The 25907-nt window shown below is 65.2% G+C and carries 23 protein-coding genes and 5 tRNA genes; 21 read left to right on the top strand and 7 right to left on the bottom strand.

The features are described 5' to 3' along the window. Positions 1-34: 34 nt before the first annotated feature. The 6 genes from zapE to ACIBG0_RS18665 all read left to right on the top strand — a co-directional run bounded on the left by zapE (position 35) and on the right by ACIBG0_RS18665 (position 5402). A complete protein-coding gene (zapE, locus tag ACIBG0_RS18690) occupies positions 35-988 on the top strand; it encodes a cell division protein ZapE (RefSeq protein WP_397033942.1) in 954 nt (317 codons plus the stop codon). Positions 989-1125: 137 nt separating this feature from the next. Next, positions 1126-2073 (top strand): DUF4129 domain-containing protein, encoded by a 948-nt coding sequence (locus ACIBG0_RS18685; protein WP_397033940.1) that lies wholly within the window; start codon positions 1126-1128, stop codon positions 2071-2073. Then, the gene (locus tag ACIBG0_RS18680; protein ID WP_397033938.1) at positions 2070-2564 is read left to right on the top strand and encodes a hypothetical protein; all 495 of its coding nucleotides are present in this window, start codon (positions 2070-2072) and stop codon (positions 2562-2564) included. Before ACIBG0_RS18685 ends, ACIBG0_RS18680 begins: the two co-directional genes overlap by 4 nt. A gap of 57 nt (positions 2565-2621) precedes the next feature. Further along, positions 2622-3572 carry an AAA family ATPase gene (locus ACIBG0_RS18675; protein ID WP_397033936.1) on the top strand — a complete coding sequence of 317 codons (951 nt, stop codon included), beginning with the start codon at positions 2622-2624 and terminating at the stop codon, positions 3570-3572. A 91-nt stretch (positions 3573-3663) separates the two neighbouring features. After that, a complete protein-coding gene (locus ACIBG0_RS18670) occupies positions 3664-4950 on the top strand; it encodes a DUF58 domain-containing protein (RefSeq protein ID WP_397034087.1) in 1287 nt (428 codons plus the stop codon). After that, entirely contained in the window at positions 4947-5402 is a 456-nt protein-coding gene (locus ACIBG0_RS18665) for a hypothetical protein (protein ID WP_397033934.1), read from the top strand. The genes ACIBG0_RS18670 and ACIBG0_RS18665 overlap by 4 nt, the downstream gene beginning before the upstream one ends. A 209-nt stretch (positions 5403-5611) precedes the next feature. Here the strand turns inward: ACIBG0_RS18665 and ACIBG0_RS18660 are convergent, their stop codons facing one another. Both ACIBG0_RS18660 and kstD read right to left on the bottom strand, forming a co-directional pair. After that, a complete protein-coding gene (locus tag ACIBG0_RS18660; RefSeq protein ID WP_397033932.1) occupies positions 5612-6472 on the bottom strand; it encodes a MaoC/PaaZ C-terminal domain-containing protein in 861 nt (286 codons plus the stop codon). 172 nt (positions 6473-6644) lie between these two features. Beyond that, positions 6645-8369 (bottom strand): 3-oxosteroid 1-dehydrogenase, encoded by a 1725-nt coding sequence (gene kstD, locus ACIBG0_RS18655; RefSeq protein WP_397033930.1) that lies wholly within the window; start codon positions 8367-8369, stop codon positions 6645-6647. A 105-nt stretch (positions 8370-8474) separates the two neighbouring features. Between kstD and ACIBG0_RS18650 the strand changes: the two genes are divergently transcribed. The 14 genes from ACIBG0_RS18650 (at position 8475) to ACIBG0_RS18585 (ending at position 19910) form a co-directional block, all read left to right on the top strand. Continuing rightward, complete coding sequence (locus ACIBG0_RS18650; protein WP_397033928.1) at positions 8475-10115, top strand: FAD-binding protein; 1641 nt, start codon at positions 8475-8477, stop codon at positions 10113-10115. Between the two features lies 1 nt (position 10116). After that, entirely contained in the window at positions 10117-10902 is a 786-nt protein-coding gene (locus ACIBG0_RS18645) for a 2-keto-4-pentenoate hydratase (protein ID WP_397033927.1), read from the top strand. Between the two features lie 10 nt (positions 10903-10912). Further along, on the top strand, positions 10913-11827 hold the full coding sequence (locus ACIBG0_RS18640; RefSeq protein ID WP_397033926.1) for an acetaldehyde dehydrogenase (acetylating): 915 nt from the start codon (positions 10913-10915) through the stop codon (positions 11825-11827). Positions 11828-11839: 12 nt separating this feature from the next. Then, complete coding sequence (dmpG, locus tag ACIBG0_RS18635) at positions 11840-12874, top strand: 4-hydroxy-2-oxovalerate aldolase (protein WP_397033924.1); 1035 nt, start codon at positions 11840-11842, stop codon at positions 12872-12874. Positions 12875-13402: 528 nt separating this feature from the next. After that, positions 13403-14182, top strand: coding sequence for a hypothetical protein (locus ACIBG0_RS18630; RefSeq protein WP_397033922.1), 780 nt, complete (start codon positions 13403-13405; stop codon positions 14180-14182). Beyond that, positions 14179-15504, top strand: a complete 1326-nt coding sequence (locus tag ACIBG0_RS18625; protein WP_397033920.1) for a hypothetical protein — start codon at positions 14179-14181, stop codon at positions 15502-15504. The genes ACIBG0_RS18630 and ACIBG0_RS18625 overlap by 4 nt, the downstream gene beginning before the upstream one ends. Positions 15505-16105: 601 nt before the next feature. After that, on the top strand, positions 16106-16591 hold the full coding sequence (locus tag ACIBG0_RS18620; protein WP_397033919.1) for a hypothetical protein: 486 nt from the start codon (positions 16106-16108) through the stop codon (positions 16589-16591). An 8-nt stretch (positions 16592-16599) separates the two neighbouring features. Continuing rightward, positions 16600-18321 carry an asparagine synthetase B family protein gene (locus tag ACIBG0_RS18615; RefSeq protein WP_397033918.1) on the top strand — a complete coding sequence of 574 codons (1722 nt, stop codon included), beginning with the start codon at positions 16600-16602 and terminating at the stop codon, positions 18319-18321. Between the two features lie 17 nt (positions 18322-18338). Then, the gene (locus tag ACIBG0_RS18610) at positions 18339-19070 is read left to right on the top strand and encodes a hypothetical protein (RefSeq protein ID WP_397033916.1); all 732 of its coding nucleotides are present in this window, start codon (positions 18339-18341) and stop codon (positions 19068-19070) included. Positions 19071-19523: 453 nt separating this feature from the next. Then, positions 19524-19601: transfer RNA gene (locus ACIBG0_RS18605), tRNA-Tyr, on the top strand. A 4-nt stretch (positions 19602-19605) separates the two neighbouring features. Next, positions 19606-19681: transfer RNA gene (locus ACIBG0_RS18600), tRNA-Glu, on the top strand. 1 nt (position 19682) lies between these two features. After that, positions 19683-19755 (top strand) — tRNA-Ile (locus tag ACIBG0_RS18595). 5 nt (positions 19756-19760) lie between these two features. Further along, positions 19761-19833, top strand: a tRNA-Asp gene (locus ACIBG0_RS18590). A 4-nt stretch (positions 19834-19837) separates the two neighbouring features. Continuing rightward, positions 19838-19910 (top strand) — tRNA-Lys (locus ACIBG0_RS18585). A 196-nt stretch (positions 19911-20106) separates the two neighbouring features. Here the strand turns inward: ACIBG0_RS18585 and ACIBG0_RS18580 are convergent. Next, the gene (locus tag ACIBG0_RS18580; RefSeq protein ID WP_397033914.1) at positions 20107-20676 is read right to left on the bottom strand and encodes a TetR family transcriptional regulator; all 570 of its coding nucleotides are present in this window, start codon (positions 20674-20676) and stop codon (positions 20107-20109) included. A gap of 126 nt (positions 20677-20802) precedes the next feature. Between ACIBG0_RS18580 and ACIBG0_RS18575 the strand changes: the two genes are divergently transcribed. Continuing rightward, a complete protein-coding gene (locus ACIBG0_RS18575) occupies positions 20803-22233 on the top strand; it encodes an MFS transporter (protein ID WP_397033912.1) in 1431 nt (476 codons plus the stop codon). Between the two features lie 37 nt (positions 22234-22270). Here ACIBG0_RS18575 and hsaB read toward each other — a convergent pair whose 3' ends face one another. The 4 genes from hsaB to hsaA are packed head-to-tail and all read right to left on the bottom strand — an operon-like array spanning position 22271 to position 25825. Beyond that, positions 22271-22846 carry a 3-hydroxy-9,10-secoandrosta-1,3,5(10)-triene-9,17-dione monooxygenase reductase subunit gene (hsaB, locus tag ACIBG0_RS18570; RefSeq protein ID WP_397033910.1) on the bottom strand — a complete coding sequence of 192 codons (576 nt, stop codon included), beginning with the start codon at positions 22844-22846 and terminating at the stop codon, positions 22271-22273. Positions 22847-22875: 29 nt separating this feature from the next. Then, positions 22876-23781: an iron-dependent extradiol dioxygenase HsaC gene (gene hsaC, locus ACIBG0_RS18565; protein WP_397033908.1), complete on the bottom strand. Its 906-nt coding sequence runs from the start codon at positions 23779-23781 to the stop codon at positions 22876-22878. Beyond that, the gene (gene hsaD / locus ACIBG0_RS18560; protein ID WP_397033906.1) at positions 23781-24659 is read right to left on the bottom strand and encodes a 4,5:9,10-diseco-3-hydroxy-5,9,17-trioxoandrosta-1(10),2-diene-4-oate hydrolase; all 879 of its coding nucleotides are present in this window, start codon (positions 24657-24659) and stop codon (positions 23781-23783) included. Before hsaD ends, hsaC begins: the two co-directional genes overlap by 1 nt. 2 nt (positions 24660-24661) lie before the next feature. Then, entirely contained in the window at positions 24662-25825 is a 1164-nt protein-coding gene (gene hsaA, locus ACIBG0_RS18555; RefSeq protein ID WP_397033904.1) for a 3-hydroxy-9,10-secoandrosta-1,3,5(10)-triene-9,17-dione monooxygenase oxygenase subunit, read from the bottom strand. Positions 25826-25907 lie beyond the last annotated feature (82 nt).

Raw genomic sequence — 25907 nt, 5'->3', positions numbered from 1 at the left:
ATCCTCTACAACTGTAGAGGATCAGGAGGATGTCATGGAAGACAGCGTCACATTGGATGTCGACCAACTCCGGGCTCGGGCGCGCTTGCTCGAACTGCTCGACCGGCACGGCCGGCCGATAAAGCGGCATCGCGGCATCTACCTGCACGGCAGACCCGGTCGCGGTAAGACAATGCTGATGGACGACTTCTTCGCGGGCGCAGCGTCGAACCGCAAGCGCCGCTTCCACTTCCACAATTTCTTCGCCCAATTGCACGTCGTGGCACATGAATCGGGCTCCATCGACAAGGCCATCGACCACCTGTTGGGCCATGTCGAACTGGTTTGCTTCGACGAATTCCACGTCCACGATATCGGCGACGCCATGTTGATCGCCCGCATGCTCGATGCCCTGTTCGCCCGCCGCATCGTCCTGGTGGTGACTTCGAACTACCCGCCAGAGCAGCTGCTGCCCAACCCGCTGTTCCACGACCGCTTTCTACCGACCATCGCGCGCATCCGCGCGCATCTGGATACCGTCTCGGTCGACGGTCCACTCGATTACCGCACCCGCGCCGCGCACGGCGGCACTGGGTTCGCGTCGGGTTATTACCGCATCGGCGACGCTGGGGACGTCGACACCGCACGGGTTGCTGTCTCGGGCACCCGCGAGATCCACGCCAGCGCCATCGACGGCTCGGCTATCACCTTCGACTTCGCGGCCCTGTGCGGCACCGCCACCGCCGCCTCGGATTACCTCGAACTCGCACGCCGCTTTCGCCGCTGGACCTTGCGCGATGTCGCAGCCCTGCGCGAGGTCCCACCCGACTGGGCAATGCGCTTGGTCAATCTGGTCGACGTGCTCTACGACGTCGATCTCGAACTGACCGTCGAGGCCCGCACCTCGCTCTCGGACCTGGTGGCCGACGTCCCCGCCGTCCCCGACCTGGCACGGACCGCAAGCCGCCTCAGTGAACTACGTCAGCCCGAATCCGTCACTCTCGGCTAGCCGCGCAGCCACGTAAGTGCACGGCCGGTTACGGATAAAAAGGAGCCAATCGTAAGTATTCGATTCACTCCCGAGCGGACCACTCGGCATGTAACTATGTGCCTGTTCAGAGCTGTACTCAGATGTGGTGGTAGCAAGTGGCCAGGGCGGGAGCGCCGATATCGCGCGTGATCGTGCTGATCACGCTACTGGCGTGTGCCGCGATCGCGCTGCGCGGCCACATTCCCGGGACCCATGATTCCGGCGATCACCGCACGGTGCCATCGGCGATTTCGGTGGTATTGATGCCGGTACTGCTCACGGTATCGGTGGTGATCCTGATCGCCGGGGTGATAGCCAGCCAGCATCGATTGCCGTTGGCCATGCCGGAGGTGGATCGTGATTCCGAGCGCAGGGACGGAGTGCTCGGCCGCACCGGCCTACTGGTGCTGGCCGCGCTGGCGGTCATCTCCTTGATCATCGCGGCGGCGTCGGCGATCTTCTTCGTCGGATTCGGTCGCGAGGGTGCACCGACGCCGTCGTCGGCGCCGCGCGCCACCACGACACATACCCCGCAGGAGACGGTCACCGCCCCCGCGACCCCCGACGCCGCCCCCACGCAGCATCTCACCGGTACGGCGCTACTGGTCGCCATTGTCGCCGCCGCCGTGCTGGTCGGCGGGGCATTGATCGGACTCATCGTGGTCGCGGTGGCGGGGCAGCGCAGGCCGCGCGCGACGCCGGTCCCGGTGCCCCCGGCCGCGCCGACGGTCGCGGGTTCGCTGGCCAGGGCGGCCGAGATGGGCTTGGCCGCGATGAATGTGCCTGGCCAGGATCCGCGTGAGGCCATCATCGCCTGTTATGTCGCGATGGAACGTGGGCTGTCCTTCGATCGCGCGGCCGCACCACTGGCTTCGGATACCCCGATGGAGGTGCTGGCCAGGGCCTTCGAGCGCGGCGCACTGCACGACGCGTCGGCCAGAGAATTGGTCGCGCTGTTCGAGGAGGCCAGGTTCAGTCCGCATTCGATGCTGGAATGGCAGCGGATGCGGGCCGAACAACTGCTGCGTATCGTGCTGGCCGATCTGCAGGGGGAAATGGTATGAACCGCGCGATCGTGATCGGTGCGCTGATCCTCATCGTGCTGATCGAGCTCATCACGCTCGGCAAGGCCCGCGGTGCTTTGCTCATCGCCGCCGGAATTCCGATGGCGCTGGCCATGATTCAGCTCATCTGGTCGTTGACCGGCCGGTCGGCCTTGAAAACCGAGACCGGGCCGGACGACATCGACAACGGTCCCGCGGAGATGCTGCGGCACTGGCATGCCAGAGCGGAGATGCTGGCCGACCGTGCGGACGGCACCCGAGCCGACTGGGATCGGCATCTGCGTCCGCTGCTGGCCAAGGAGTTCGAGTTGTCCACCGGCCTGCGAGTCGCCAAGAACCGCAAGGCGACCGAGGCGGCCGGAATATTGCAGTTCGGTCCGGAGCTGTGGCGCTGGGTCGATCCGGCCAACTCGGCACTGCGGGATCAGACGACTCCCGCACCGGGGCGGGCAGCGCTGGACGAAATCCTGCGCTGCCTGCAGAAGATGTAATTCGTCGTCTTAGGAGAATGGGTTTGAGCGAGTGCGAGTAAACATATGACCGTGCCGATGGACGCGACCATCCAGCGCAGTGAGGCGGTGCTCCGGGAACTTTCCCGAGTGATCGTCGGCAAGCGGGATGAGTTGCAGCTGATCATGATCGCCGTACTCTCCGGCGGTCACATCCTGATCGAGGATCTGCCCGGACTCGGTAAGACGCTCATCGCCAGGTCCTTCGCAGCCGCGCTCGGCCTGGAATTCACCCGCGTGCAATTCACGCCCGACCTGCTCCCCGCCGACCTGCTCGGCTCCACCATCTACGACATGTCCTCGGGCCGGTTCAATTTCCGGCGCGGACCGGTCTTCACCAATGTATTGCTGGCCGACGAGATCAACCGCACGCCGCCGAAGACCCAGGCCGCGCTGCTGGAGGCGATGGCCGAGGGCCAGGTCAGCATCGACGGTGAAACATTCCAGCTGCCACAGCCTTTCGTCGTGCTGGCCACCGATAACCCGATCGAATACGAGGGCACCTATCCGCTGCCCGAAGCGCAGCTGGACCGGTTCGCCATGCAGCTGCGGCTGGGCTATCTGTCGGAGAACGACGAGCGCCAGATGATCCGCCGCCGCTTGGAGCGTGGTTCGGCGACACCGCAGGTGGTGCAGGTGGTGGATGCGAACGGTCTGATCGAGATGCGGCAGTCGGTCGAATTCGTCACGGTGCATCCGGATGTGGTCAGCTATGTGGTCGCGCTGGCCGGTGCGACGCGTGCGCATCCCCAGGTCGAGGTGGGTGCGAGCCCGCGCGCCGAACTCGATCTGGTGCAGATGTCGCGGGCCCGTGCGCTGCTGCTCGGGCGCGATTATGTGATTCCCGAGGATGTCAAGGCGCTGGCGGTTCCGGCCATGGCGCACCGCATCACCCTGCGTCCCGAGATGTGGGTGCGCCGGATCCGCGGCGAGGACGTGATCACCGAATTGCTGCGCCGTCTGCCGGTTCCACGCGCGTCGGTGACATGACCCGGCGGGAAAGCGCATGACCGAGCCGGATGCCGCCCCTGTCATCCAGGGAATCGCGGCAGCGTCGCGACCGCCGACCCGGGACGAGCCGATGGCGGGCGGTGCGCGGCATCGCGATGTGAGCGCTGCCGTCGAGGCCGAATTGCGCTGGCGTCCAGCGCCATTGGTGTTCATGCTGGCGGTGAGCGCGGCCGTGGCACTGCTACTCGCGGTGGTGCTCGGGCGCTGGCAGTTGGTCGTCTTCGCGGCTCCGCTGCTCGGTGTACTGGCGACCGCGCCGTGGCAGCAGTCCAAGACCCGGATCCAGGTGGACGGCGGCGCCACGCTGCGGTGTTTCGAGACGGAGGAGGTCGTGACGACGATCGGCGCCTTCGTAGAATCGGGTCACGCGTTGCTTCGGTTGAAGCCGGAGAAGTCCGCGGGACTCGGGATCGACATCGAGGAGGCGATCGATTCCGGGACGGCGCCCGCCGGGCTGCGGTTGGCTCTGACGGCGGACCGCTGGGGTCGCTATCCGCTATCGGTGCGGGTCACCGCGTTGAGCCCGGCGGGACTGTCCGTTGCCGCCGCGGTGCTGCCCGCCGGGCAACTGTTCGTCTACCCGATCACCGATCCGCAGCGAATGAAGTTGCCGCGCACCGAACTTCCCGAACGGCTCGGCACCCACCTCACCCGCAAGCACGGGCCGGGCGTGGAGTACGCCGATATTCGCGCCTACGCGCCCGGCGATCAGCTGCGCATCGTGAACTGGCCGGTGAGTGCGCGGCGCGGGCGACTGTATGTCACCGAGCGGTTGACCAACCGATCGGCGGATGTGGTTGTGCTGGTGGATACTTCGCAGCAGGCACCCGGCCCGGCCACCGATTCGCTCGAGCTGTCGGTGCGCGGTGCCGCGCAGGTGGTGCAGTCGACGCTGCAGGCCGGCGACCGCACCGCGGTGGTCTGCCTCGGCCAGTCCCCGCGCTGGCTGCGCCCGGATATCGGGCGGCGGCAGTTCTATCGGATCGTGGATACCGTGCTGGATGTCGGCGATGAGCACATTCCGACCACCGGCACCTTGGCGCCGCACGCTGCCGTGCCGCTGGGTGCGATCATCGTCGCCTTCTCCACCTTGCTGGACACCCAGTTCGCGCTGGCGCTGATCGATTTGCGCAAGCGCGGACATGTGGTGGTGGTCGTGGATGTCCTGCGCGGCACGCCCTTCCACGAACATCTCGATCCGACCCTGGCTCGGATGTGGAATCTGGAGCGCGCCTCGATGTATCGGGATATGGGGACGGTCGGCGTCGATATCGTCGCCTGGACCGAAGGCGCGCGACTGGATCAGGTCATGCGATTGATCCCCGACCATCGCCGAACCGTAAGGGTGCGCCGATGATTCGATTCCTTGCCATTCTGTCCGGGGTGCTTCTGGTGACCTCGGTGACGTTGATGACGCCATGGGCGGGTATTCCAGCGGCGGCACTGGTGGTGGCTGGCTGGTGGTTCCGACTGCCCGCCGTCGGCGCGGTGCTCCTGACGGTCGGGGTGCTCGCCGCGGCGGACACTGGTGTACTGGCGGCCGCCGCAACAGGTTTGGTGGCCACGACTTATATGTTGAATACCGCGACCGTCTCCGCGCCGGTTGGTGTTGTGCCGACCACGGTCCCGTCCGTCACCGGTGCGGTGGCATTTTCCGCGGTGGCTGTCGGCGCGGCGCTGCTCCCGTTACGGTTGGCCTGGGTCCCGATCGCCGCCCCAATCCTGGTGACCCTGCTGTACGCCCTGGTAATCCAGGGCGTGGCAATCAAACGAGTCCGCCACACCGACACTGCCCAATCGAACCCATAAAGCATCCGCCCCGACTGCCGTGCACCAGCGCCGAGGGTAGTCGAACAGCCGCCGAGGACTGGCCGCGAGCGACCATTCGACTCGCATCGATGGGACCCTCGTGCCCAGCGCATGCGTTTGGTCGCCGGCGCGCTTTGGCTCGGAAGTGTGCCGGTGTGTTGATGGTTGGCTCCGTCAACACACCGGTGAACAGACGACCAACAGAGTGCTCAGGTGAAGCGCAGGCTGACGTCGGCGAGGACGGGGGCGTCGTCGCGGTCCGCGACGGTGGCGCTGATGATGAGCTCGCCGTCGGTGCGCCAGATTCGGGTGCGGATCGTTTCGCCTGGGTAGAGGACGCCTGCGAAGCGGGCGCGGAAGCCGGTGACGCGGCTGGCATCCGAATCGAGCACGGTGTCGGTGGCCGTTTTGCAGACGATGCCGTAGGTGCACAGGCCGTGCAGGATCGGGTTCGGGAAGCCTGCGGCGCGGGCGAATTCGGGATCCGAGTGCAGCGGGTTGCGGTCGCCGCACATGCGGTACAGCAGGGCCTGCTGGGGCTGGGTCGGGGTGGTGACGTCGAAATCCGGTGCGCGGTCGGGGAGTTCGGCCTTGGTGCTCGGTCCGCGTTCGCCGCCGAAACCGCCCTCACCCTTGGCGAAGATGGATGAGCGGGCGGTCCAGAGCGGTTCGCCGTCGGAGCCGGTGATCGTATGTTCCTGGACGACGACGGCGGCGGACCCTTTATCCCAGAGTTCGGTGATGCGTCTGGTGATGGTCGCCTTGCCCGCGGCTGGAATCGGGCGGTGTACTTCGATCTCCTGGTGGCCGTGCACGACCTTCGCCAGATCGATGTCTATGCCGGGGAACCGCACCTTCGGCGGTTCCGTGTCGTGGAAGGTAGGCGCCACGGTCGCGAAGGTCGGCAGCACCTGCGGGTCGCGGTCGTCGACGTAGCGTAGTTCGGCTGGATCGGTCCAGCGTGCGCCCGCCCCGAGGCCCAAGTGGTACAACTGCACTTCGGACGGCGTCCAGGTGAACTCCCCGCTCGGGAGCTCCGCGCCAAGTGCGATTTTCGGGTCGATGGGCATCGAGTTCTCCTTGTGAATGCTTGTGGACAGACAGCCGCGCTACGCGGGAGACCTGTCGTGGGCGTATCCCAACGATCCGAGGCCCTTGTGGTAGTTGCCTCGGATCGATCGTGCGGCGGTCGCGTGGCTGCGGGCAAGGTGGCGTCCGCTCGGTGAGACGGACCACCCGCGCTTATGCCTCAACGGTGGCCTCAGCCGACTGCTGCTTCTTGCGTTCGGCGATATCGAGCACCGCCAGGTAGCCGAAAGTGATCGCTGGGCCGATGGTCGCGCCGGGGCCCGCATAGGTGTGACCCATGACGGGGGTCGCGCTATTGCCGGAGGCGTACAGGCCCTCGATTATGCTGCCGTCCTCGCGCAGCACCCGTCCGGCGGTATCGGCAACCAGACCCCCCTTGGTGCCGAGGTCTCCCGGCACGATCTTGGCCGCGTAGAACGGACCCTGTACCAGACCCGCGAGGCATGGATTCGGCTTGACGGTCGGATCGCCGTAATACCGGTCGTAGTGGCTGTTGCCGCGGCCGAAATCCTCGTCCTTACCGGTTTCGGCGAACTTGTTGAACCGCTCGACGGTCGCGGCCAGATTTTCGCCGGGCACGCCGATTTTCGTGGCCAGCTCCGCGAGGCTGTCGGCCTTGACAATCAGGTCGTTTTCCATCCAGCGGGACGGAAACCGCTGACCAGGCTGCAGTCCGGCGAAGATGTAGCGGTTCCGGTAGCGCTGGTCGAACACCAGCCACGCGGGGATGTTCTCGCCCGGACCCTCACCCTGCCCGTATTCGCCGCCGTACATGGTGTGCACCGCCTCGACGTAAGGAGCGGACTCATTTCCGAATCGCTTACCGTCGGCGTTGACCATGATGGTGCCGGGCAGATTCCGCTCGGCCAGCGCGAACCAGGGCTTGCCGCCCTTGAAGATGGTCGGCCCCCACCAGGCATCCTCCATGAAGTCGACCGCGCCGCCGACTTCCATCCCGGCAGTGATGCCGTCGCCGGTATTGGCGACCGCACCGGTGGTCCAGTCGGTGGTGATGGGTTGGCGCTGGTATTTGGTGCGCATCTCGGCATTGTGCTCGAAGCCGCCGCTGCCGAGCACTACACCGTATTTGGCGGTGAACCGCACGCTCTGGCCGTTGTGCTCGGCCTCGACGCCGGTAACCACGCCGTTGTCCACAATGAGCTTGGTCAGTGGCGTGTTCAGCAGCAGCGGCACATTCGCGTCCATGAGTCCCTTGCGCATGGCGGCGATAATCGCCTGGCCCATGCCGAGGATGTGCTTGCCGGTCCACTTGGCGAAGTAGGTGCGCGCGCCGACTCGCATGGCCCGCATGATGCCCTTGGGATGGCGACGGATCAGGTTGAGCCGGACGAAGTCGGCCTGCATGACGACGACATTGAGCGGGGCCTTGGCATACGGCGGCTCCAGGTTGAACCGCTCCTCGCCGAGGATTTTGGCATTGAACGGCGCGGGTTCGCACGAGCGGCCCTGGCCGAGGCCGCCGGGGGCCTCCGGGTAGTAGTCGGAGTAGCCGGGCACCCACTTCATCTTCAGCGGGGTGTGGTCGAGAACGAAGTCGAAGGCCTCCGCGCCACGGTCGATGTAGGTGTCGATCCGGTCCTTCGGCACCACGTCGCCGACGATGCTGTGCAGGTAGGTGCGGGCGTCCTCGCGGTCGTCGGGACGGCCGGATGCCTTCAGCGCCTTGTTGCCGGGGATCCACACGCCACCGCCGGAGCGTGCGGTCGACCCGCCGTAATGTGCGGCTTTCTCGATGATCACCGCGCTCAGCCCATGGTGGGCAGCGGCGAGGGCGGCGGTCATCCCGGCGGCACCGCTGCCGACCACCACCACGTCGTAGCTGTGCGGATCGTTAACCGGATCAGTCATGTAGAACACGTTATAGAATGGGACCGCATTTGGTCTATGTTGAGTGGCAGAAGACGCGCTCGACGTTCCATTCGTCGAGAAAACTTGTTTCAGTTTCTGACCGGAGTGATGTACATGGGCCTGGATTGGGACCTGACCGCCGACGTGGTCGTCGTGGGCTATGGCGCAGCGGGAGCCGCGGCCGCGCTGGAAGCGACCGACGCGGGTGCGCAGGTGCTGGTACTGGAGCGTTTCGTCGGTGGCGGAGCGTCGGCGTTGTCGGGCGGCATCATCTACGCGGGCGGTGGCACCTCGGTACAGCACGAGGCCGGTGTGCGCGATACGCCGGAGCAGATGCTGGCCTATCTCGAGCGTGAGGTGGGCGCGGCGGTCACGCCCGAGACGCTGCGGCGGTTCGTGAACGAGAGCCCGGCGATGATCGAGTGGCTGAAGGGGCATGGCGTGCCGTTCGAGGCGTCGCTGTGTCCGTACAAGACGTCGTATCCGAATGACAGCTACTACCTGTATTACTCCGGTAGTGAGGTCTCCGGTTACGGACGCGAGGTCGCGACGCCCGCGCAGCGCGGACATCGGGTCAAGGGCAGGGGCACGTCCGGAAAGAAGCTCACCGGCCCGCTCGCGGCTTCGGCGTCACGGCGTGGGGTTCGCGTCGAAACCCTCACGCAGGCAACGCGATTGATCACCGATGACAACGGCTCCGTGATCGGCGTCGAATGTGAGTCACTGCGCGAGGCTCCGGGGTGGATCAGGGATCGCTACAACCGGATGGCGAAAATCGCTGCCAAACCGGGCATTTACTATCCGCCGCTGCGCAAGGCGATGGAGCGTCAGCTCGCGAGGTTGGATCGCCGGTACCGCACGCGACTTCGGATCCAGGCCCGTCGCGGTGTGGTGCTCAGCGCGGGTGGATTCATCGCGAATCGGGAGATGCTGCGGGAATACGGGCCGCAATATCGCGGCGGACTCGCGCTCGGCACCACCGGTGATGACGGCAGCGGCATCCGGATGGCCGAGCAGGTCGGTGCGGCGACGGATCGGATGGGCAATATCTCGGCGTGGCGATTCATCTTGCCGCCCAGCGCTTTTACCGGTTCAGTGCTGGTCGATGCGGCCGGTCGCCGGATTATCGATGAGACCCGCTACGGCGCGGCGGTCGGCCACGCCCTGATCACCGAGCACGGCGGCAAGGGGTGGTTGCTCGCCGACGACCAACTGATGCGCACCGCGATATCGCAGATTCGGACGCAGTCGGCCTGGTTCCAGCGCGGACAATTCGAGGCGATGCGGCGCAATGCCGTGCGTGGCGAAACTCTGGATGCTGTTGCGGCGAAGGCCGGTATCGACGCGGACGGTTTGCGCGCCACGGTCGCCGAGCACAATGCCGCCATCGCGAACGGTGCACCCGATCCGGTCGGCAAGCCCGCCGAATTCACCAAAACCGTGGGAGCGGGGCCGTTCTGGCTGTTGGATGTTGGTATCAAACCGAGCGTCGTCAATCCGTGCCCGATGCTCACCCTCGGCGGTGTCGTCGTCGATGAGCACACCGGAGCGGTGAAATCCACTGCCGGAACCGATATTCCCGGCCTTTACGCGGCCGGGCGGACGGCCGTTGGTATCTGCTCGGACTCCTATGTCAGCGGATTGTCCCTGGCCGACTGCATTTTCTCCGGTCGGCGTGCGGGCAGATTCGCGGCAGGCGCCGAAGTGCTTTCGCGGGCCGCGGTGCCCGAAGCGACAACAGTGGAAGGAAACTAGCGTGCTGTCCGACGCGGTACGAATCGAATTGGCCGATGAACTCGAGGCCGCCGAGCGCGATCGGGTCGGCATCGACCCGCTGATCGCCCGGCATCCGGATATCGATGTCGTCGACGCCTACGAGATTCAGCTGATCAATATCCGGCGCAAACTCGATAACGGCGCGAAGGTGGTCGGGCACAAGGTCGGGCTGTCCTCGCTGGCCATGCAGCAGATGATGGGGGTGGATGAACCCGATTACGGTCATCTGCTCGCGGATATGGAGGTCTTCGAGGATGTTCCGGTCGAGACCTCGCGCTATCTGATTCCGCGCGTCGAGGTCGAGGTCGGGTTCATTCTCGGCGCGGACCTGCCCGGCGAAGATTGCACCGAGGCCGATGTGCTCGCCGCGACGGTCGCCTATGCGCCGTCCATCGAATTGATCGATTCGCGGATCAAGGATTGGAAGATCGGGCTGGCCGACACCATTTCCGATAACGCGTCCTCGGCCGGTTTCGTCCTGGGTGCGGCGCGGGTCGCGCCGAAAGACCTGGATATCAAGGCCATCGACGCCGTGCTCACCCGCAATGGCGAGGTGATCGCGCAGGGGCGCAGCGATGCGGTGCTCGGCGATCCGGTCATCGCGGTGGCCTGGTTGGCGCGCAAGGTCGCCGGTTTCGGGGTGCGGTTGAAGGCGGGCGACATTGTGCTGCCCGGTTCCTGCACCCGCGCCATCGATGCCCGCGCGGGTGATTCGTTCCATGCCGAGTTCGCCGGACTCGGTTCTGTCCGTCTGCAATTCAAATAGGAGGCTTGCCGTGTCCGAAACGGGGACCGTCACCGCCGCGATCGTCGGATCCGGCAATATCAGCACCGATCTGCTGTACAAACTGCTGCGCTCCAGCACGGTGAAACCGAAGTGGATGATCGGAATCGACCCGGAGAGTGAGGGTTTGAAGCGCGCCCGCGGGCTCGGGCTGGAAACCTCGCACGAGGGCGTGGACTGGCTGCTCGCGCAGTCGGAACTGCCGGATCTGGTATTCGAGGCGACCTCGGCATATGTGCATCGGGCCGCCGCGCCGAAGTACGCCGAGGCCGGAATTCGCGCGGTCGATCTCACACCCGCCGCGGTCGGGCCCGCCGTGGTGCCGCCGGTGAACCTGGTCGGGGCGAATCTCGATGCGCCGAATGTCAATATGATCACCTGCGGTGGTCAGGCCACCATTCCGATCGTCGCGGCGGTATCGCGGGTGGTGCCGGTGGCATATGCCGAAATCGTCGCCTCGGTGTCGTCGGTGTCCGCCGGACCGGGCACCCGCGCCAATATCGATGAATTCACCAAGACCACCTCGCGTGGTGTGGAGACGATCGGCGGTGCGCAGCGCGGTAAGGCCATCATTATTCTGAACCCGGCCGAACCGCCGATGATCATGCGCGACACTATCTTCTGCGCGATTCCCGAGGATGCCGATACCGATGCGATCGCCGATTCCGTGCATCGGATGGTCGCCGATATCCAGAAGTATGTGCCCGGCTACCGGCTGCTGAACGATCCGCAATTCGATCCGCCCTCGGTGGTTTCCGGTGGGATGGCCAAGGTTTCGGTCTTCGTGGAGGTCGAGGGTGCGGGCGATTTCCTGCCTCCCTACGCGGGCAACCTCGACATCATGACCGCGGCCGCCACCCAGGTGGGCGAGGTCATGGCACAGCAGATTCTGTCGGCCCGGGTGTAAAGGAGCTCAACCATGGCATATTCCGCAGAACTCGACATCCGCGTCACCGATACCTCGCTGCGTGACGGTTCGCACCACAAGCGCCACCAGTTCACCGCCGACGATGTGCGCAATATCGTGACCGCCCTCGATGGCGCCGGTGTGCCGGTCATCGAGGTGACGCACGGCGACGGCCTCGGCGGTTCGTCGTTCAACTACGGCTTCTCGCATACTCCGGAGCAGGAGCTGGTCAAGATTGCCGCGGAGACGGCGAAGCAGGCCAAGATCGCGGTGCTCATGCTGCCCGGCGTCGGCGTCAAGGAGGACATCAAGATCTCCCAGGACAACGGTGCGTCGATCTGCCGCATCGCCACGCACTGCACCGAGGCGGACGTATCGATCCAGCACTTCGGTCTCGCGCGAGAACTGGGTCTGGAAACCGTTGGCTTCCTGATGATGTCGCACACCCAGCCGCCGGAGGCGCTGGCCGAGCAGGCGCGCATCATGGCCGATGCCGGATGCCAGTGCGTCTACGTGGTGGACTCCGCGGGTGCCCTTGTGCTCGAACAGGTTTCGGACCGAGTGGCGGCGCTGGTCGCCGAACTCGGCGATGACGCCCAAGTCGGCTTCCACGGCCATGAGAACCTGGACCTCGCGGTCGCCAACTCGGTCTACGCGGTTCGTGCCGGTGCGAAGCAAATCGACGGCAGCGCAAGGCGATTCGGTGCCGGTGCGGGCAATACGCCGGTCGAGGCCTTCGTCGGTGTCTGCGACAAGCTCGGGATCAAGACCGGTATCGACTTCTTCGCGATCGCCGATGCCGCCGAGGATGTGGTTCGGCCCGTCATGCCGCAGGAATGCCTGTTGGACCGGCAGGCGCTGATGATGGGGTATGCGGGTGTGTACTCCAGCTTCCTCAAGCATGCCGAGCGTCAGGCCGAGCGTTATGGGGTGTCGGCGGCGGAAATGCTGGTGCGCGCGGGCAAGCGCAAGTTGGTCGGCGGTCAAGAGGACCAGTTGATCGATATCGCCCTGGAACTCCAGCGCGAGGCCTCCGTCTCGGCCTGATCCCAGGACCACAAGGCCGCGTACCAGCAGGTGCGCGGCCTCTGCGCGACAGTGTCGCAGAGCTGGTAAACGCCTCGCAAAGGTTGCTGCTTGTGTGTGGCGCCCACTGGGTTTGCGTGAGCCACTGGCTGCGGTTCGACTGGTGCGCGGGCAGTCGAAAATTGGCGGCGGCCAGGAGGACTGGCTGGTCGATATCGCGCTGGAGGTTGAGCGCGAGGCCTCCGCCTTATCCTCGGAAGGCGGCGATCGGTTTGGTCGCGGCCCTTGTGCGCGCGGGGTGGCGCATACCCGTTGAGCGCCTCGCAGACGTTGCGGCTTGTGTGCGGTGCCCACTGGGTTTGCGGCAGGTGAATATTGGAATTCGGGGGTCGCGGAGGGTGGGGGAATCGGCGATCATGAATTGTGATCTGTCCGCATTGCAATGCGAATCTGCTGCGCAAAGAGCGCGGTGGTCGGCGCTGTTCGACATGTAAGCGGGAGTTCGCGCTCGAACCGAAGGAAAGTCCGCTCGGGCTGCACGATATTCGGATGCGCAAGCTCGCCGAGCGGCTCGGTGACGGGCGTGGGCTGCGGTACACGCTGGTGCAGCTCTGGTATGCGGCCGGGCGCAAGAAGGTTCCGGATGCGGCGCGCGTGTTCAAGCGGGTGCGTATCGGAGTCGGGGTGGCCATCGTGGTGGGCACCTTTTTTCTGATGGTGAGTGGCGCGGCACCGGCAGGGGTGGTGATCCCGCTCGCCGTGCTGGTTTCGGCGCTGGCCATCGTCGGAATCGGGGCGGCGCGGCCGTGGTTCCTGCGCCGGGCCACGGTGCGAATGCCGGTGTCGTACGACATGTTTCGCCGAGAGGTGGTCGGTCGGTGGACGCCGATTTACGGTGGCCCGCCGCCCGGTTCGGTCGATGAGGGGCAGGTCCGCCCACCGGCCATAGACCGGCCGCGCTCGGCGGTCTTGTGCCCGGATCGCAGCGTGCTCGCTTGCCTTGCCGCCAACAATGTGGCGCAGACCTGGTCCATGGCGTTGTGCGCTCGCATCGATCAGCTGCCGCCGGAGGTGCCGGTGATCGTGCTGCACGATGCCAGCCCGGCTGGCATTGCCGTGGCCGGGAAAGCACGCGTCGCACTCGGGAGTCGGGCCGTGGTTGTCGGCCTTTCGCCGCGCGCGGTCTTGGCCAATGCGTCGGCGCTGCGGTTGCGGGAGCCGCAGCCGCAGGACACCGCATTTCTGCATGGGGAACCGTTATCGGCCGCGGAGATCGAGTGGCTCTGCGAGGGGTGGTGGTCGCCGGTCCTCACGTGGCCGTCCCGATGAAGCAGCACATACTCGATCGGCTACTACGCATCGCCGCCGACCGCGCCGCCGCCCCGAGCGGAATCCGATTCACCGAGCGCCAGCTCTATTACGAGCTCTGCCGCCTACTCGCGCCGACACATCGCGCGCCGCGCCGGTTCACCTTCACGGTCCCTGCACCCCTGAGCTACGCCGCCTTCCGCGCCGCCCTCGACCGCCAAGCGTTCCGGGGCCTACTGACCCCCAACCCACCGCGAACCACGCGCGCCGGACTCCACACTCCCGAACCAGACCTCTTCGACTACGGCCTACCCCGCCTACTGGTCTGCGAGTCCGATTCAGTAGCACAAATGCTGCGCGCCAACGGATTACCGATGGAATCCGCCTGCCCGATCTTCGGTGCGTCCGAACTCCCCCTCGACCCTGGTATCGCCCAAATGCTCACCCGAGCCGAAGGCACCATCTACCTCCTGCACGACGCAAGCTCCTGTGGCCTCACCTTCCCAGCCCGACTGACGGACCTGACCGAGATCCCTGAGGGTGTACGAGTAGTCCCCTTGGGGCTACGCCCCCGTCAAGCAGGCATCTTGCACCTGACTCACCTTCGCGACCCGATACCGAGTGCCATTGCGGCGCATGTTGATCCGCGAGAACGCGAAGGGTCGCATCGCTCGGAGTCGAGTGCTCAGACCGCGCATGAAGATTTGCTAGACCTCGAATCGGGTGCCGGGGCGGCCCAGACCGAATCGAGCGAACGCGAAAAATCGCACCACGACCCGGCATCGCAAGCGCGAGCAGCGCACATGGAGCCGTACGAGCGCCGACAGTCGCGCCCGGTGCCGCGTGCCCAGACAGCGCGGATGGATTCGCGGGAGCGCGCAGAGTTGCACGACCCTGAGTCGAGAGCTGAAGCGGCACAGGCCGAATCGAGCTGGCGCGAAGGTCACCCCGATTCCGCCTCGAATGCTCGGGCGACGCACGTGGATCCGCGCGAGCGCACACAGTCGCGCCCGGTGCCGCGTGCCGAGGCTGCGCGCATGGATTCGTGGCGGGGTGCAGAGTTGCATGACCTCGAGTCGAGTGCTCGAGCGGCGCAGGTGGATCCGCGCGAGCGCGGTGAGCAGCGCCCGAACCCGGTACCGCGTGCTCAGGCAGCGCAGTTGGACTCATGGGAACGCGCATGGCTGAACCGCGGCCGGTTCGTCGAAGTCGAAGCGGTGCGCCCGGCATCGCTACTGCGCACGGTGCACCGCCTCGTCCGCGAGGTTCGCCCGGCCCGAACGAGCGTGCCTGAACTGCGCCGCGCCCGGACCACGGGCTTTATGACTTGGCCGGCAGTATGAGGTCGCTCAGCATTGTGGTGCAGTCGCGGGCAATGCCAGTCGATGTTGGGGAGCTTCGGGTTTCTCGTTCGCGAGGTGTGCGCCGTGAACGCTCGACCGCACTGCGCTGCGCCCGGACCACGGGCTTCATGACCTTGGCCGGCAGTATGAGGTCGCTCAGCATTGTGGTGCAGTCGCGGGCAATGCCAGTCGATCTTGGGGAGCTTCGGGTTTCTCGTTCGCGAGGTGTGCGCCGCGAACGCGCGACCGCACTGCGCTGCGCCCCGGAACCTGGGCTTTCTGACCTGGCGCGGCGCATGAGGTCTGTCAACGCCATGCGGCAGCCGCACGTGGCGCCGCTAGCAGTCGATTTCGGGAAGCGCCTGGCTGCCGAGAGGGGCGCGGCACCGAACGGGATGCGGTCGGCCCGGTCTCGCTACTACGCACCATGCACTGCTTTGTCGGAGCGCCCCACCGCGCGCGGAAGGTGCGTCATCCATCCGGCGTCGCTGCTTTGCGCCGCCTCCTTTCGGAGGCATGCGCCGTGAAACCTTCGATCGAACTGTGCTGTGCCCGGGACGCGGGCTTTCCGACTTGGTCCGCTGCGTGAAAGGGAATTGTTGTGCCGGAGCATCGGCAGATCACGTATACCGATGAATTGCTTGCTGACGGGTCTGTGCATCGGCGGTATGCCGATGGGCGGCAGGAGTGGCGGACGCGTGATGCGCAGGGGATGGTCTCCTGGCGCGATGATCGGGGGAACTCGGGGACCGATGAGGGGCTCGGGCCGAAGATCGTGAAGCGCGTGTACCGCAACGGATCCGTGCTTTATGGCAGGGAGGCCGGATTCGGGCGCACGCTCTGGGGTGACGGGGTGTTGACCGTCAATCGGTCCTCGTTCGGTGGTCGGCTCGGCGGCATTCTGGCCGCGATAGCGGGCGGTGCGCTGCTCGGCGCGTTGGTCATGCCGCCGGATGCACTGAGTGCCGAAGAAGAGGAGGAGTTGCGCCGCCATGCTGCCGCACAGTCGTCCGGTTCCGGCGACGGGGGCGAGGATTACGGCGGTTGGGACGATGACGGCGGGGACGACGGCGGCGATTTCGGCTGAGGGAAACGATGTCTCGTTGGTGTGCATTCTCGACGCCGGACGATCCGGCCGGTCAGGTGCGAGCGGTCGGCGGTGATCCGGTGTCGGTGCGCGGCCGTCATGCGCTGGGGTTGCTCGACGGACCGGGCATTGCTGACGGACCCTTCGCCGTTGGTGAGCTGACCGCTGTCGGTGAGGTCACGCTGTTCAACGCGGCCTGGCTGCGCGCCCGACTCGGCGCGGATATGCCGCCGGACTGCGCAGACGGTGAGCTGCTGCTGCACTGCTACGCACGTTTCGGACTCGACGGAATCGCCGCCGCCGACGGAATGTTCGCACTAGCCATCGCCGACGGCGACGACCTGGTACTGATCCGCGATCACGTCGGCACTCGCACGCTTTTTCATGCACGCGCAGGCAATGGCTGGGCCGCATCCACATCGCTGCGTGCATTGCACCGGTGGCCCACACTGCGGACCGGTCTGCATCTACCCGCGGTTCGATCCTTCCTCACCTTCGCCTACCTGCCAGGACGCGAGACACTGCTGCGCGGCATCCACGAGGTCTTGCCGGGACACTGTATCCGCCTACACGGCGACGGCACGATGACCGAGGAAACCTACTGGGAGCCAATCGAAGTCGAGGACACTCGATCCGCCGCCGACCACGCACTCGAACTCCGCGAACTGCTCGAGGATGCCGTCGCCCGACGACTGCCTGCGGGCGACGAGGTCGCGGTGCTGCTCTCCGGCGGAATCGACAGCAGTCTGGTCACTGCCCTCGCCGCCAAACTGCACGATCAGCGCGTGCACTCGTATTCCATCAGCTTCGGCGGCGCCACCCCGAACGAACTCGCGTACTCGGGACTCGTTGCCACACACTGCAATACCGAACACCGAGTGCTTACGGTGCCCGGCGAAACAGTCGCGTCACGACTGGCGGAGACCGTCTCGTTGCTCGACTGCCCGGTCGGCGACCCACTTACCGTGCCCAACCTACTGCTCGCGGAAGCCGTTGCCGCGGACGGCATTCGGGTTGTCCTCAATGGCGAGGGCGGCGACCCGGTCTTCGGCGGCCCGAAAAACCTGCCGATGCTCATCTTCGAATTGTCCCGTGACGACCCATCGCCGGAGGCCAGGGCGCTGGCTTATCTGGACAGCTACCGCAAATGCTATGGCGACTTGCCGGTCCTACTGAGCCCCGACGTCCTGACCGCACTGGCAGCGGCACCGCCACTGACCGATCTGCTCGCGCCCTACCTGCGCCAGGGCCGGATGACCGGCCTGCTGAACCAACTGCTGCACACAAACCTGCGCACCAAAGGCGCGCATCACATTCTCACCAAGGTCGAACGGCTCACCGCGGCAAGCGGTTTGGAGGGTCGCGCACCGCTGTTCGACCGCGCCGTCATCGACCATGCCTTCCGCGTACCAGGTCGGTTCAAGCTCGCGGGTACCAGCGAAAAGTGGATCCTCAAACAGGCGGTGCGCGACCTACTTCCGGCAACCATCGTGGACCGCCCGAAGAGCGGTATGCGAGTTCCGGTTCAGCAGTGGCTTTCCGGACCACTGCGCGAACTCGGACATGATCTGCTGCTCGGCTCATCCGCGCGGGCGCGCGGCCTGTTCCGCGAGGACACCATCCGCTCGTGGCTGCGCGGCGACGGTGCGCTGTTGCCGCGGCAGGGTGGCAAGTTGTGGTTGGTGCTGTCGTTGGAGCTGTGGTTGCGGTCCTTCGAAGTAGGGCCATGAGTTGAAGTAGGAGCCGAATGTCCGATCCCCGAATCAAGCACCACGCCGACGATGAGAACGAGATCCACGACCTGGCCGAATTCGTCGACGCTGGACACAATGTCGTCACACCCGTCGCGCAGTTCCCGCCCGAGGTCGCCGCGGTGGTCGTCCATGCCTTCGCCCAGATAGTCCGGAATGCGAAGGCGAGTCGCGCCGCGACCGTACCCGACGCGGATGGCATCATCCGTTCCCAGACTTTCGAAGAGGGCGACGTCTACATGATCGAGTCGCCCTTCGATGGCTTCTTCGCCGACCGATACATCATGGATTTCTACAATGCCGAGGAGCGCGGCATTTGCTCGCGCATGCACCTGCACACCGGCCTGCGCTTCGTGCGCATGATGACCGGCCCGGACACCAACATCCGGGTGAGCAGCCTCTCGCCATTCCGGGTAACCGATGTCGAAGGCGTTACGCCCTTCGCACCCGAGCAATTCGAGGACGACCTTCCCGACGCGCCACCCGGCCTGCACCGCACCAGATACAACCTGATCGTGCCGCCCTGCTCCTTCGTCGATATGCAGATCCCCCGCGGCGTGAGCCATCAGTTCAATGCCATCGGCCCCCACGCCGTCATCGACTCGGTCCATCCGGAAGAGTCCATCGAGGTCTTCCGCGAACAGATGTCCGGCTTCAAGATGATGGCCCAAACCGTCTTCCTGGCAGAGGAATTGCCGGATTCCGCCACCTGCACCTCGCTCACGTAGTGGACTCGACCCCTGTCTGTCCGCGCGGTCGCGTCGCACGCCTGACGGGCGGCTCGCATATCCAGTGGACACCGCGCAGAGGGTGCAACCTATGCGCGACGGCCACGCGATGTGCGACAGCCTATTTGGGCAATCAATTCGGTTGCGGTCTCGCGGAGCCGTGCATACCTTGGATATACCGAAGTTCAAGGGAAGGGCCGGCAATGACCACCAAGGCGAAATTCGAGAAGAGTCCGCGCTTGTTCGATGCTGCCTTGGAAATCGCGGCCTCGCAGAGTATTTCGTCGTACGACATTTCCAGCGCCGCGTGCGGTCCGTGACATAGCTCTTGTGTCGCAACGGGTCGCACCAGGCAAACGCCGGGGAGCGGCCCTTCTTGATTTTGCGGTCGGCCACTCGTTCAACCACACGTATTGTCTTCGAAAACTCAATAGGGACAGCGTATTTCACGCTGGGGATGATGGGCCTGGTGGCTCACCCTGACTGTAAATCAGGTGCCTCGGCAGGTAGGTTCGATTCCTACCGTCCCCACTGCGGCGCAGTTGCTCTGCTGGTATGGGCAACCTGACTTTCATTCAGGGACCACGTCGGTTCGATTCCGATCTGCGTCACACCCGTTTAGCTCAATGGTGCAGAGCGCCTCTCTGATACGGAGGAGATGGGAGTTCAATTCTCTCAACGGGTATCCCTGGCCTCGTGCTCTGTTGGTTGAGCACTCTGATTGTCGATCAGAGCGACGCGGGTTCGATTCCCGTCGAGGTCGCGATGCGCCTGTAGCTCAGCTGGTAGAGCTGCGGACTTTTAATCCGAAGGTCGTAGGTTCGATCCCTACCGGGCGCACGACCGGGAAAGTCAACCAGACGGGCGTCTGGGATCGCTTGCTAAGCGAATCGAGGCCCAACGGCCTTGGGGATCGTGCCCTCGTCTTTCCGCCACCCTCACCTCGGAAAGTCATGCGGACCGGCGTCCGTCACCGTCTTGAAAACGGCTGGTCCCATGCGAATGGGATGGGGATCGACACCTCGGCTTTCCGCGTTCAGTCCCGCGCGCGCATACCGTCCAGCGTCACATCCAGCATGTGATCGGCGGCCTCGGGTACCGTTTCGCAGGCGACCCCGATCCCGTGGCCGAATCTGAGCAGATCGCGCGGCTCGATATCGCGACGGATATCGCCGGAATCCTGTGCCGCCTGCAGCAGCGCGGCCGCCGCATCGGTGATCATCGATCGACACAGGGTGAAGGTCGGTGAACCCTTGTCCATACCGGCCTTCATGGTGGTCGCGAGGCTGCGGTTGGCCATCACCCAGTGCACCTGTTCGCGCAGCCACGTTTCGAAAGCCGCGGCGGCCGAGTTGGTTTCGAGCAGTTCATGGGCGCGGGCGCTCAATCGTTCGATGCTGGAACGGTATACGGCCTCCACCAGCACCTCGCGGCTCGGGAAGTGTCGGTAGAGCGTGCCGATACCGACACCGGCGCGGCGGGCGATCTCTTCCAGCGGGGCGTCTGGGCCTTGTTCGGCGAATGCCTGCTGAGCGGATGTCACGATCCGCTCATAGTTGCGCCGGGCGTCCGCGCGCATCGGCCGTCCTGTCGACGGTGCTGCCATATTCCCTCCACTGGAAAACGGAAGGACCCTCCAGATAGGCTTGCGTAAGTGGAGGAACCCTCCATATGATAGCCCTATCGGAAGCGGAGGCTCCCTCCGTTTGAGTCCCATTCGATGGAGCGTTCTTTGTCCACCACCTTGTCCGCGGACACCCGTGTGCCCGCAATCTCCAGCGCCGGACCGCTGCGCTCCGGCATTGTGCTGGTCACGCTGCTGACCTGCCAATTGATGATCATCCTCGACATCACCGTGATGAATGTGGCGCTGCCGCGCATCCGCACCGACCTGCACTTCAGCGCGACCAATCTGTCCTGGGTGATGAACGCCTACACCCTGGTCTTCGGTGGTCTGCTGTTGCTCGGTGGCCGCGCGGGCGATCTGTTCGGCCGTCGCAACCTGTTCATCGCCGGTACCGCCCTGTTCACGCTGGCATCGCTGGCGGGCGGACTGGCACCGTCGGCCACCTGGCTGCTCATCGCCCGTGTCGTGCAGGGCATCGGCGGTGCCATGGCCGGGCCGAGCACCCTCGCACTGCTGACCACTACATTCAGTGAACCCAAGGCCCGGATGCGGGTGCTCGCGCTGTTCTCCGGCATGTCCAGTGCGGGTTTCGCGATCGGTCTCATCGTCGGCGGCCTGCTGACCGAATGGCTGAGCTGGCGCTCGGCGCTGTTCATCAATGTGCCTTTCGGTTTGGCCGTCGTTGTGCTCGCGCTGCGCTATCTGCCAGAAGCCGCACGTCAGCCCGCCCGCCTCGACCTGCCCGGTGCGGTCACGGCGACCGGCGGTGTCGCCGCGCTGGTCTACGGCTTCATCAGTGCCGCATCACATGGCTGGAGCGATGCGGGCACCGGTATCTGGCTGGCTGTCGGCGCGGCACTGATCGCCGCCTTCCTGACCATCGAGGCGCGCACGGCCCAGCCCCTGCTGCCGCTGCGATTATTCGCCGATCGCAATCGTGCGGCGGCCTACGCCAATATGTTCCTCGGCCCGATGGCCGGTATGTCGATGTTCTTCTTCCTCACCCAGTATCTGCAGGAAGTGCGCGGATTGAGTGCGCTGGCAACAGGTTTCGCCTTCATGCCGACCGCGCTGATGATGTTCACCATGATCCGGCTGATCCCGCGGCTGCTGCCGCGCTTCGGTCCGAAACCGGTGACGGTAATCGGCACGCTACTGATGGCATCCGGATTGGTACTGCTGACCCGGCTGACCGTCGACAGCACCTACTTCCCGATGCTGTTCATCGCCATGATCCTGATGGGAGGCGGTATCGGCCTCGCCTTTTCGCCGCTCAACGTGATCATCATGTCCAGCGTCGCGCCGACCGAAGCCGGTGCCGCGGGCGGCGCGCTGCAGACCCTGCAGCAGACCGGCGCCTCGCTCGGACTCGCCATACTGGTCACTATCTTCGGCACCGCCGCTCGTGACGCTGGAGGTTCGGCACACCACGCCCTGGTCAGCGGCATTACCACCGCCTTCGCAGGAGCGGTGGTCATCGCCGCACTGACCTTCGTCGTCGCTCTCACCTTCCGCAGCACCCGGCCCGCGGGGTGAAATATGCCCCGCCCGGATCCCGGGCGGGGCCATATGTTCAGAGCCAGGTGTCCAGCGTCGTCGTTGTAAGGAAATGTTCCAGGTCATGCCGCCAAGGGGCCGGTACGGTTTTATCCGGTTCGATGGCGGTGTACTGGCCGCGATAGAACAGCAGCGGCCTGCCGGAGCTGGTCGACTCCGACAGCGCCAGTACTCGGCCGATCACGATGTAGTGATCGCCACCGTCGACGACACTGTCCACCTTGCACTCGATGGTGGCCAGGGCATCGTCCAGCAGCGGGAGTTCCAGTTCCGAAGTGTGCCAATTCGTTTCGGCGAACTTATCGAGTTCGCGGGAACCGAAGCGGGCACACAGTTGCTGCTGCTCCTCGGCGAGGACGTTCACACAGAAGCAGCCGGACTGTTGGATGGCCGCCCAGGACCGGGATGTCTTGGTCGGGCAGAACAGCACGAGCGGCGGGTCTAGGGACAGGGCAGCGAAGGATTGACAGGCGAACCCGATCGGGGCGCCCTCGGCATCGAAAGTGGTGATCACCGTGATGCCGGTGCAGAACTGCCCCAATACATTTCGGAACTGCCGCCCGTCGATCGCCGGATGTTCGTCGGTCGTCATCGTCTCCCCGCTCGCCCTGTCCCGCATTGCTACTGCTGCCGCTGTCCGACCGTGAAGTCGTGACCCCACAGGCTGACCGCGGTGGACTCCCGCGCGATCCAGTCGTCATCGTCGACTTCCAAGCCTTCACAACCGAATTCGACGTCGAAGCCGCCCGGTGTCTTCATATAGAACGACAGCATCTTGTCGTTGACGTGCCGACCCAGGGTCGCCGACATCTTCACCTTCTTGCGCAGTGCGCGATCCAGGCAGAGCCCGACATCGTCGGAGCCCTCCACCTCGAGCATCAGGTGCACGATGCCGCTGGGGGTTGGCATGGGCAGGAAGGCCAGCGAGTGGTGGCGCGGGTTGCAGCCGAAGAAGCGCAACCAGGCCGGTTCACCGTCGGCGGGCCGTCCGACCATTTGCGGTGGCAGCCGCATCGAATCGCGCAGCCGGAAGCCGAGCACATCGCGGTAGAAGGTCAGCGCGGCCGCATCATCCTTGGTGCTGAGCACCACGTGGCCGAGTCCCTGTTCTCCGGTGACGAATCGGTGCCCGTAGGGGCTGACCACGCGCCGATGTTCCAGTGCGGCACCGTGAAATGCCTCCAGGGTGTTGCCCGACGGATCCTCGAACGAGATCAACTCGTAGACCCGGCGATCGGCCTTCTCCTGCGCGGTGCCCTCCTTGAACGGCACCCCGGCCGCGTCCAGTCGATCCCGAATATCTTGCAGCTCAGCGGCGTTGGCCGTCTCCCAGCCGGAGACCTGCAGCTGATCCTTCGCACCCGGCGAGATGACGAGCCGAGCCGGGAAGTCGTCCATGCGCAGATACAGCGCCTCGGGATTGCTGCCCTTGCCCTCGACCATGCCGAGCACCTTGAGCCCGTATTCACGCCAGGCCGCCATATCGGTGGCCTCGATGCGCAGATACGCCAGTGATCGAATGCCCATCACTTCTCCTTCACACCGGCAAGGAAATCCGTTGCCAGCCGGTTGAATTCGTCGAACTTCTCCAGCTGGGCCCAGTGCCCGCAACCACCGAAGACGTGCAGCTGCACCCGTGGAATCATCTTCGTCGCCACCAGCGCGCCATCGAGTGGATTCACCCGATCTTCCCGGCCCCAGATGAGCAGCACCGGCTGGCGCAGCTTATAGGCGTCGCGCCAGATCATGCCCTGCTCGAAATCGGCCCCGGCGAAGGATTTTCCCATCGCTCTGGTCGCGGCCAGCGCCTCGGGCGTGCTCGCCGAGGCGAAGCGCTCCTCGATCAGCTCGTCGGTGATCAGCGACTGATCGAAGACCATGATCCGCAGGAATGCCTCCAGGTTTTCCCTGGTCGGCTCGTAATTGAACTTCGCGAGGTTCTTCACGCCCTCGGTCGGATCCGGTGCGAACAGGTTGACGCTCAACCCGCCCGGACCCATCAGCACCAGCTTGCCCGCCCGATCCGGGTAGTCCAGCGCGAATCGCACCGCGGTGCCGCCGCCGAGCGAATTGCCCAGTAGGTGTACGCGTCCGGTGATCTCCAGCGCGTCGAGGAGATCCCGCAATGCCGATGCGCTGTGCACGAAGTACTGCGGATGCTCGGTGGGCTTATCCGAGAGCCCGAATCCAGGCTGATCCACGGCGAGCACGTGGAACTCGCGCGCCAGCACCGGGATATTGCGGGCGAAGTTCGACCACGAGGAGGCGCCGGGCCCGCCGCCGTGCAGCAGTACGATCGTCGGGCCGTTGCCGACTCCGGCCTCGTGATAGTGCAGGCGCAGATCGGGCCGCACCTGCGCGTATCGCGAGGTCGATTCGAAGGTGAGCTCGGTTGTCGCCGTCACGGCTAGACCATGCCGTCGGTAACCGGAAGCCCGAATTCGTGCGTTCCGTACATGACGTAGGCGCGCTCGGGATCGTTGGCCGCGTGCACTCGACCGGCGTGCGCGTCGCGCCAGAAGCGTTGCAGTGGAGTGCCGTTCGCCAGCGCGGTGGCGCCAGATGCCTCGAAGAGCTTATCGATCGAGGCGATCGCCCGACCGGTCGCGCGCACCTGGTCGCGGCGCGCCCGCACCCGCAGGTCGAATGGAATCTCCTTGCCCGCCACCAGCAGTGCGTATTCATCGGCGACATTGCCCGACAGCTGACGCCAGGCCGCATCGATATCGCTGGATGCCTCGGCGACACGCACCTTGGTGAACGGATCTTCCTTGGCCTTCTCGCCGGCGTAGGCCGCGCGCACCCGCTTACCCTGATGCTCGACATGAGCGGCGTAGGCGCCGTAGGCCATGCCGACAATAGGCGTGGAGATTGTCGTGGGATGGATTGTGCCCCAGGGCATCTTGTACACCGGGTCGGTGTTCTGTTCCAAGCCAGGGGATTTCAGCTCGCTCATCGCTCGGAAACTCAGGAACCGATGCTTCGGCACGAAAACATCCTCCACCACAACGGTATTGGATCCGGTGCCGCGCAGGCCGACCACATTCCACACGTCGTCGATGCGGTAGTCACTGCGCGGAATCAGGAAGCTGCCGAAGTCGACCGGCTTGCCGTCCTTGATCACCGGACCGCCGAGCACCGCCCAGGTAGCGTGATCCGAGCCAGAGGACCAAGCCCACGCGCCCTTGACGATATAGCCGCCGTCGACGACTGTGCCCGCGCCCATCGGAGCGTACGACGAGGAGATGCGGACCTCGTTGTCCTCGCCCCACACATCCTCCTGCGCCTGCTGGTCGAACAATGCGAGGTGCCAGTTGTGCACGCCGACGATGCCAGCCACCCAGCCGGTGGAGCCGCATGCGCTGGCGAGCTTGCGAACCGTGTCGTAGAACACGACCGGGTCGGCCGCATGGCCACCCCACTGCTTGGGCTGCAGCAGGCGGAAGAAGCCGGTCGCCTGCAGTGCCTTCATCGATTCGTCGGGGATGCGCCGCAGGTCCTCGGCCTCCTGTGCGCGCTCGCGCAGCGTCGGCAACAGTGCTTCGACCCGTTCGGTCACTTCTTGCGTCATCGCGGGACCTGCTCCTGCCTGGTCGGATTGGTAACCGGTACTCATTTGCCTCTGAGACTAGAACAGGTTCTTATTTCTGTCG

The organism is Nocardia sp. NPDC050630 (assembly GCF_044457245.1).
Taxonomy (GTDB): domain Bacteria; phylum Actinomycetota; class Actinomycetes; order Mycobacteriales; family Mycobacteriaceae; genus Nocardia.
Note: the sequence above shows the minus strand (reverse complement) of the source record. Positions and strands in the feature narration are given on the sequence as shown.

What these genes read in the sequence shown, in the direction of transcription:
- ACIBG0_RS18670 (WP_397034087.1), top strand. Translation starts at nt 3,664, where the DNA reads ATGGCGGGCGGTGCGCGGCATCGCGATGTGAGCGCTGCCGTCGAGGCC.
- ACIBG0_RS18630 (WP_397033922.1), top strand. Translation starts at nt 13,403, where the DNA reads ATGCGCAAGCTCGCCGAGCGGCTCGGTGACGGGCGTGGGCTGCGGTAC.
- ACIBG0_RS18625 (WP_397033920.1), top strand. Translation starts at nt 14,179, where the DNA reads ATGAAGCAGCACATACTCGATCGGCTACTACGCATCGCCGCCGACCGC.
- ACIBG0_RS18580 (WP_397033914.1), bottom strand. Translation starts at nt 20,676, where the DNA reads ATGGCAGCACCGTCGACAGGACGGCCGATGCGCGCGGACGCCCGGCGC.
- zapE (WP_397033942.1), top strand. Translation starts at nt 35, where the DNA reads ATGGAAGACAGCGTCACATTGGATGTCGACCAACTCCGGGCTCGGGCG.
- hsaB (WP_397033910.1), bottom strand. Translation starts at nt 22,846, where the DNA reads ATGACGACCGACGAACATCCGGCGATCGACGGGCGGCAGTTCCGAAAT.
- ACIBG0_RS18650 (WP_397033928.1), top strand. Translation starts at nt 8,475, where the DNA reads ATGGGCCTGGATTGGGACCTGACCGCCGACGTGGTCGTCGTGGGCTAT.
- hsaA (WP_397033904.1), bottom strand. Translation starts at nt 25,825, where the DNA reads ATGACGCAAGAAGTGACCGAACGGGTCGAAGCACTGTTGCCGACGCTG.
- ACIBG0_RS18610 (WP_397033916.1), top strand. Translation starts at nt 18,339, where the DNA reads ATGTCCGATCCCCGAATCAAGCACCACGCCGACGATGAGAACGAGATC.
- hsaC (WP_397033908.1), bottom strand. Translation starts at nt 23,781, where the DNA reads ATGGGCATTCGATCACTGGCGTATCTGCGCATCGAGGCCACCGATATG.
- ACIBG0_RS18675 (WP_397033936.1), top strand. Translation starts at nt 2,622, where the DNA reads ATGGACGCGACCATCCAGCGCAGTGAGGCGGTGCTCCGGGAACTTTCC.
- ACIBG0_RS18615 (WP_397033918.1), top strand. Translation starts at nt 16,600, where the DNA reads ATGTCTCGTTGGTGTGCATTCTCGACGCCGGACGATCCGGCCGGTCAG.
- ACIBG0_RS18660 (WP_397033932.1), bottom strand. Translation starts at nt 6,472, where the DNA reads ATGCCCATCGACCCGAAAATCGCACTTGGCGCGGAGCTCCCGAGCGGG.
- ACIBG0_RS18680 (WP_397033938.1), top strand. Translation starts at nt 2,070, where the DNA reads ATGAACCGCGCGATCGTGATCGGTGCGCTGATCCTCATCGTGCTGATC.
- ACIBG0_RS18665 (WP_397033934.1), top strand. Translation starts at nt 4,947, where the DNA reads ATGATTCGATTCCTTGCCATTCTGTCCGGGGTGCTTCTGGTGACCTCG.
- dmpG (WP_397033924.1), top strand. Translation starts at nt 11,840, where the DNA reads ATGGCATATTCCGCAGAACTCGACATCCGCGTCACCGATACCTCGCTG.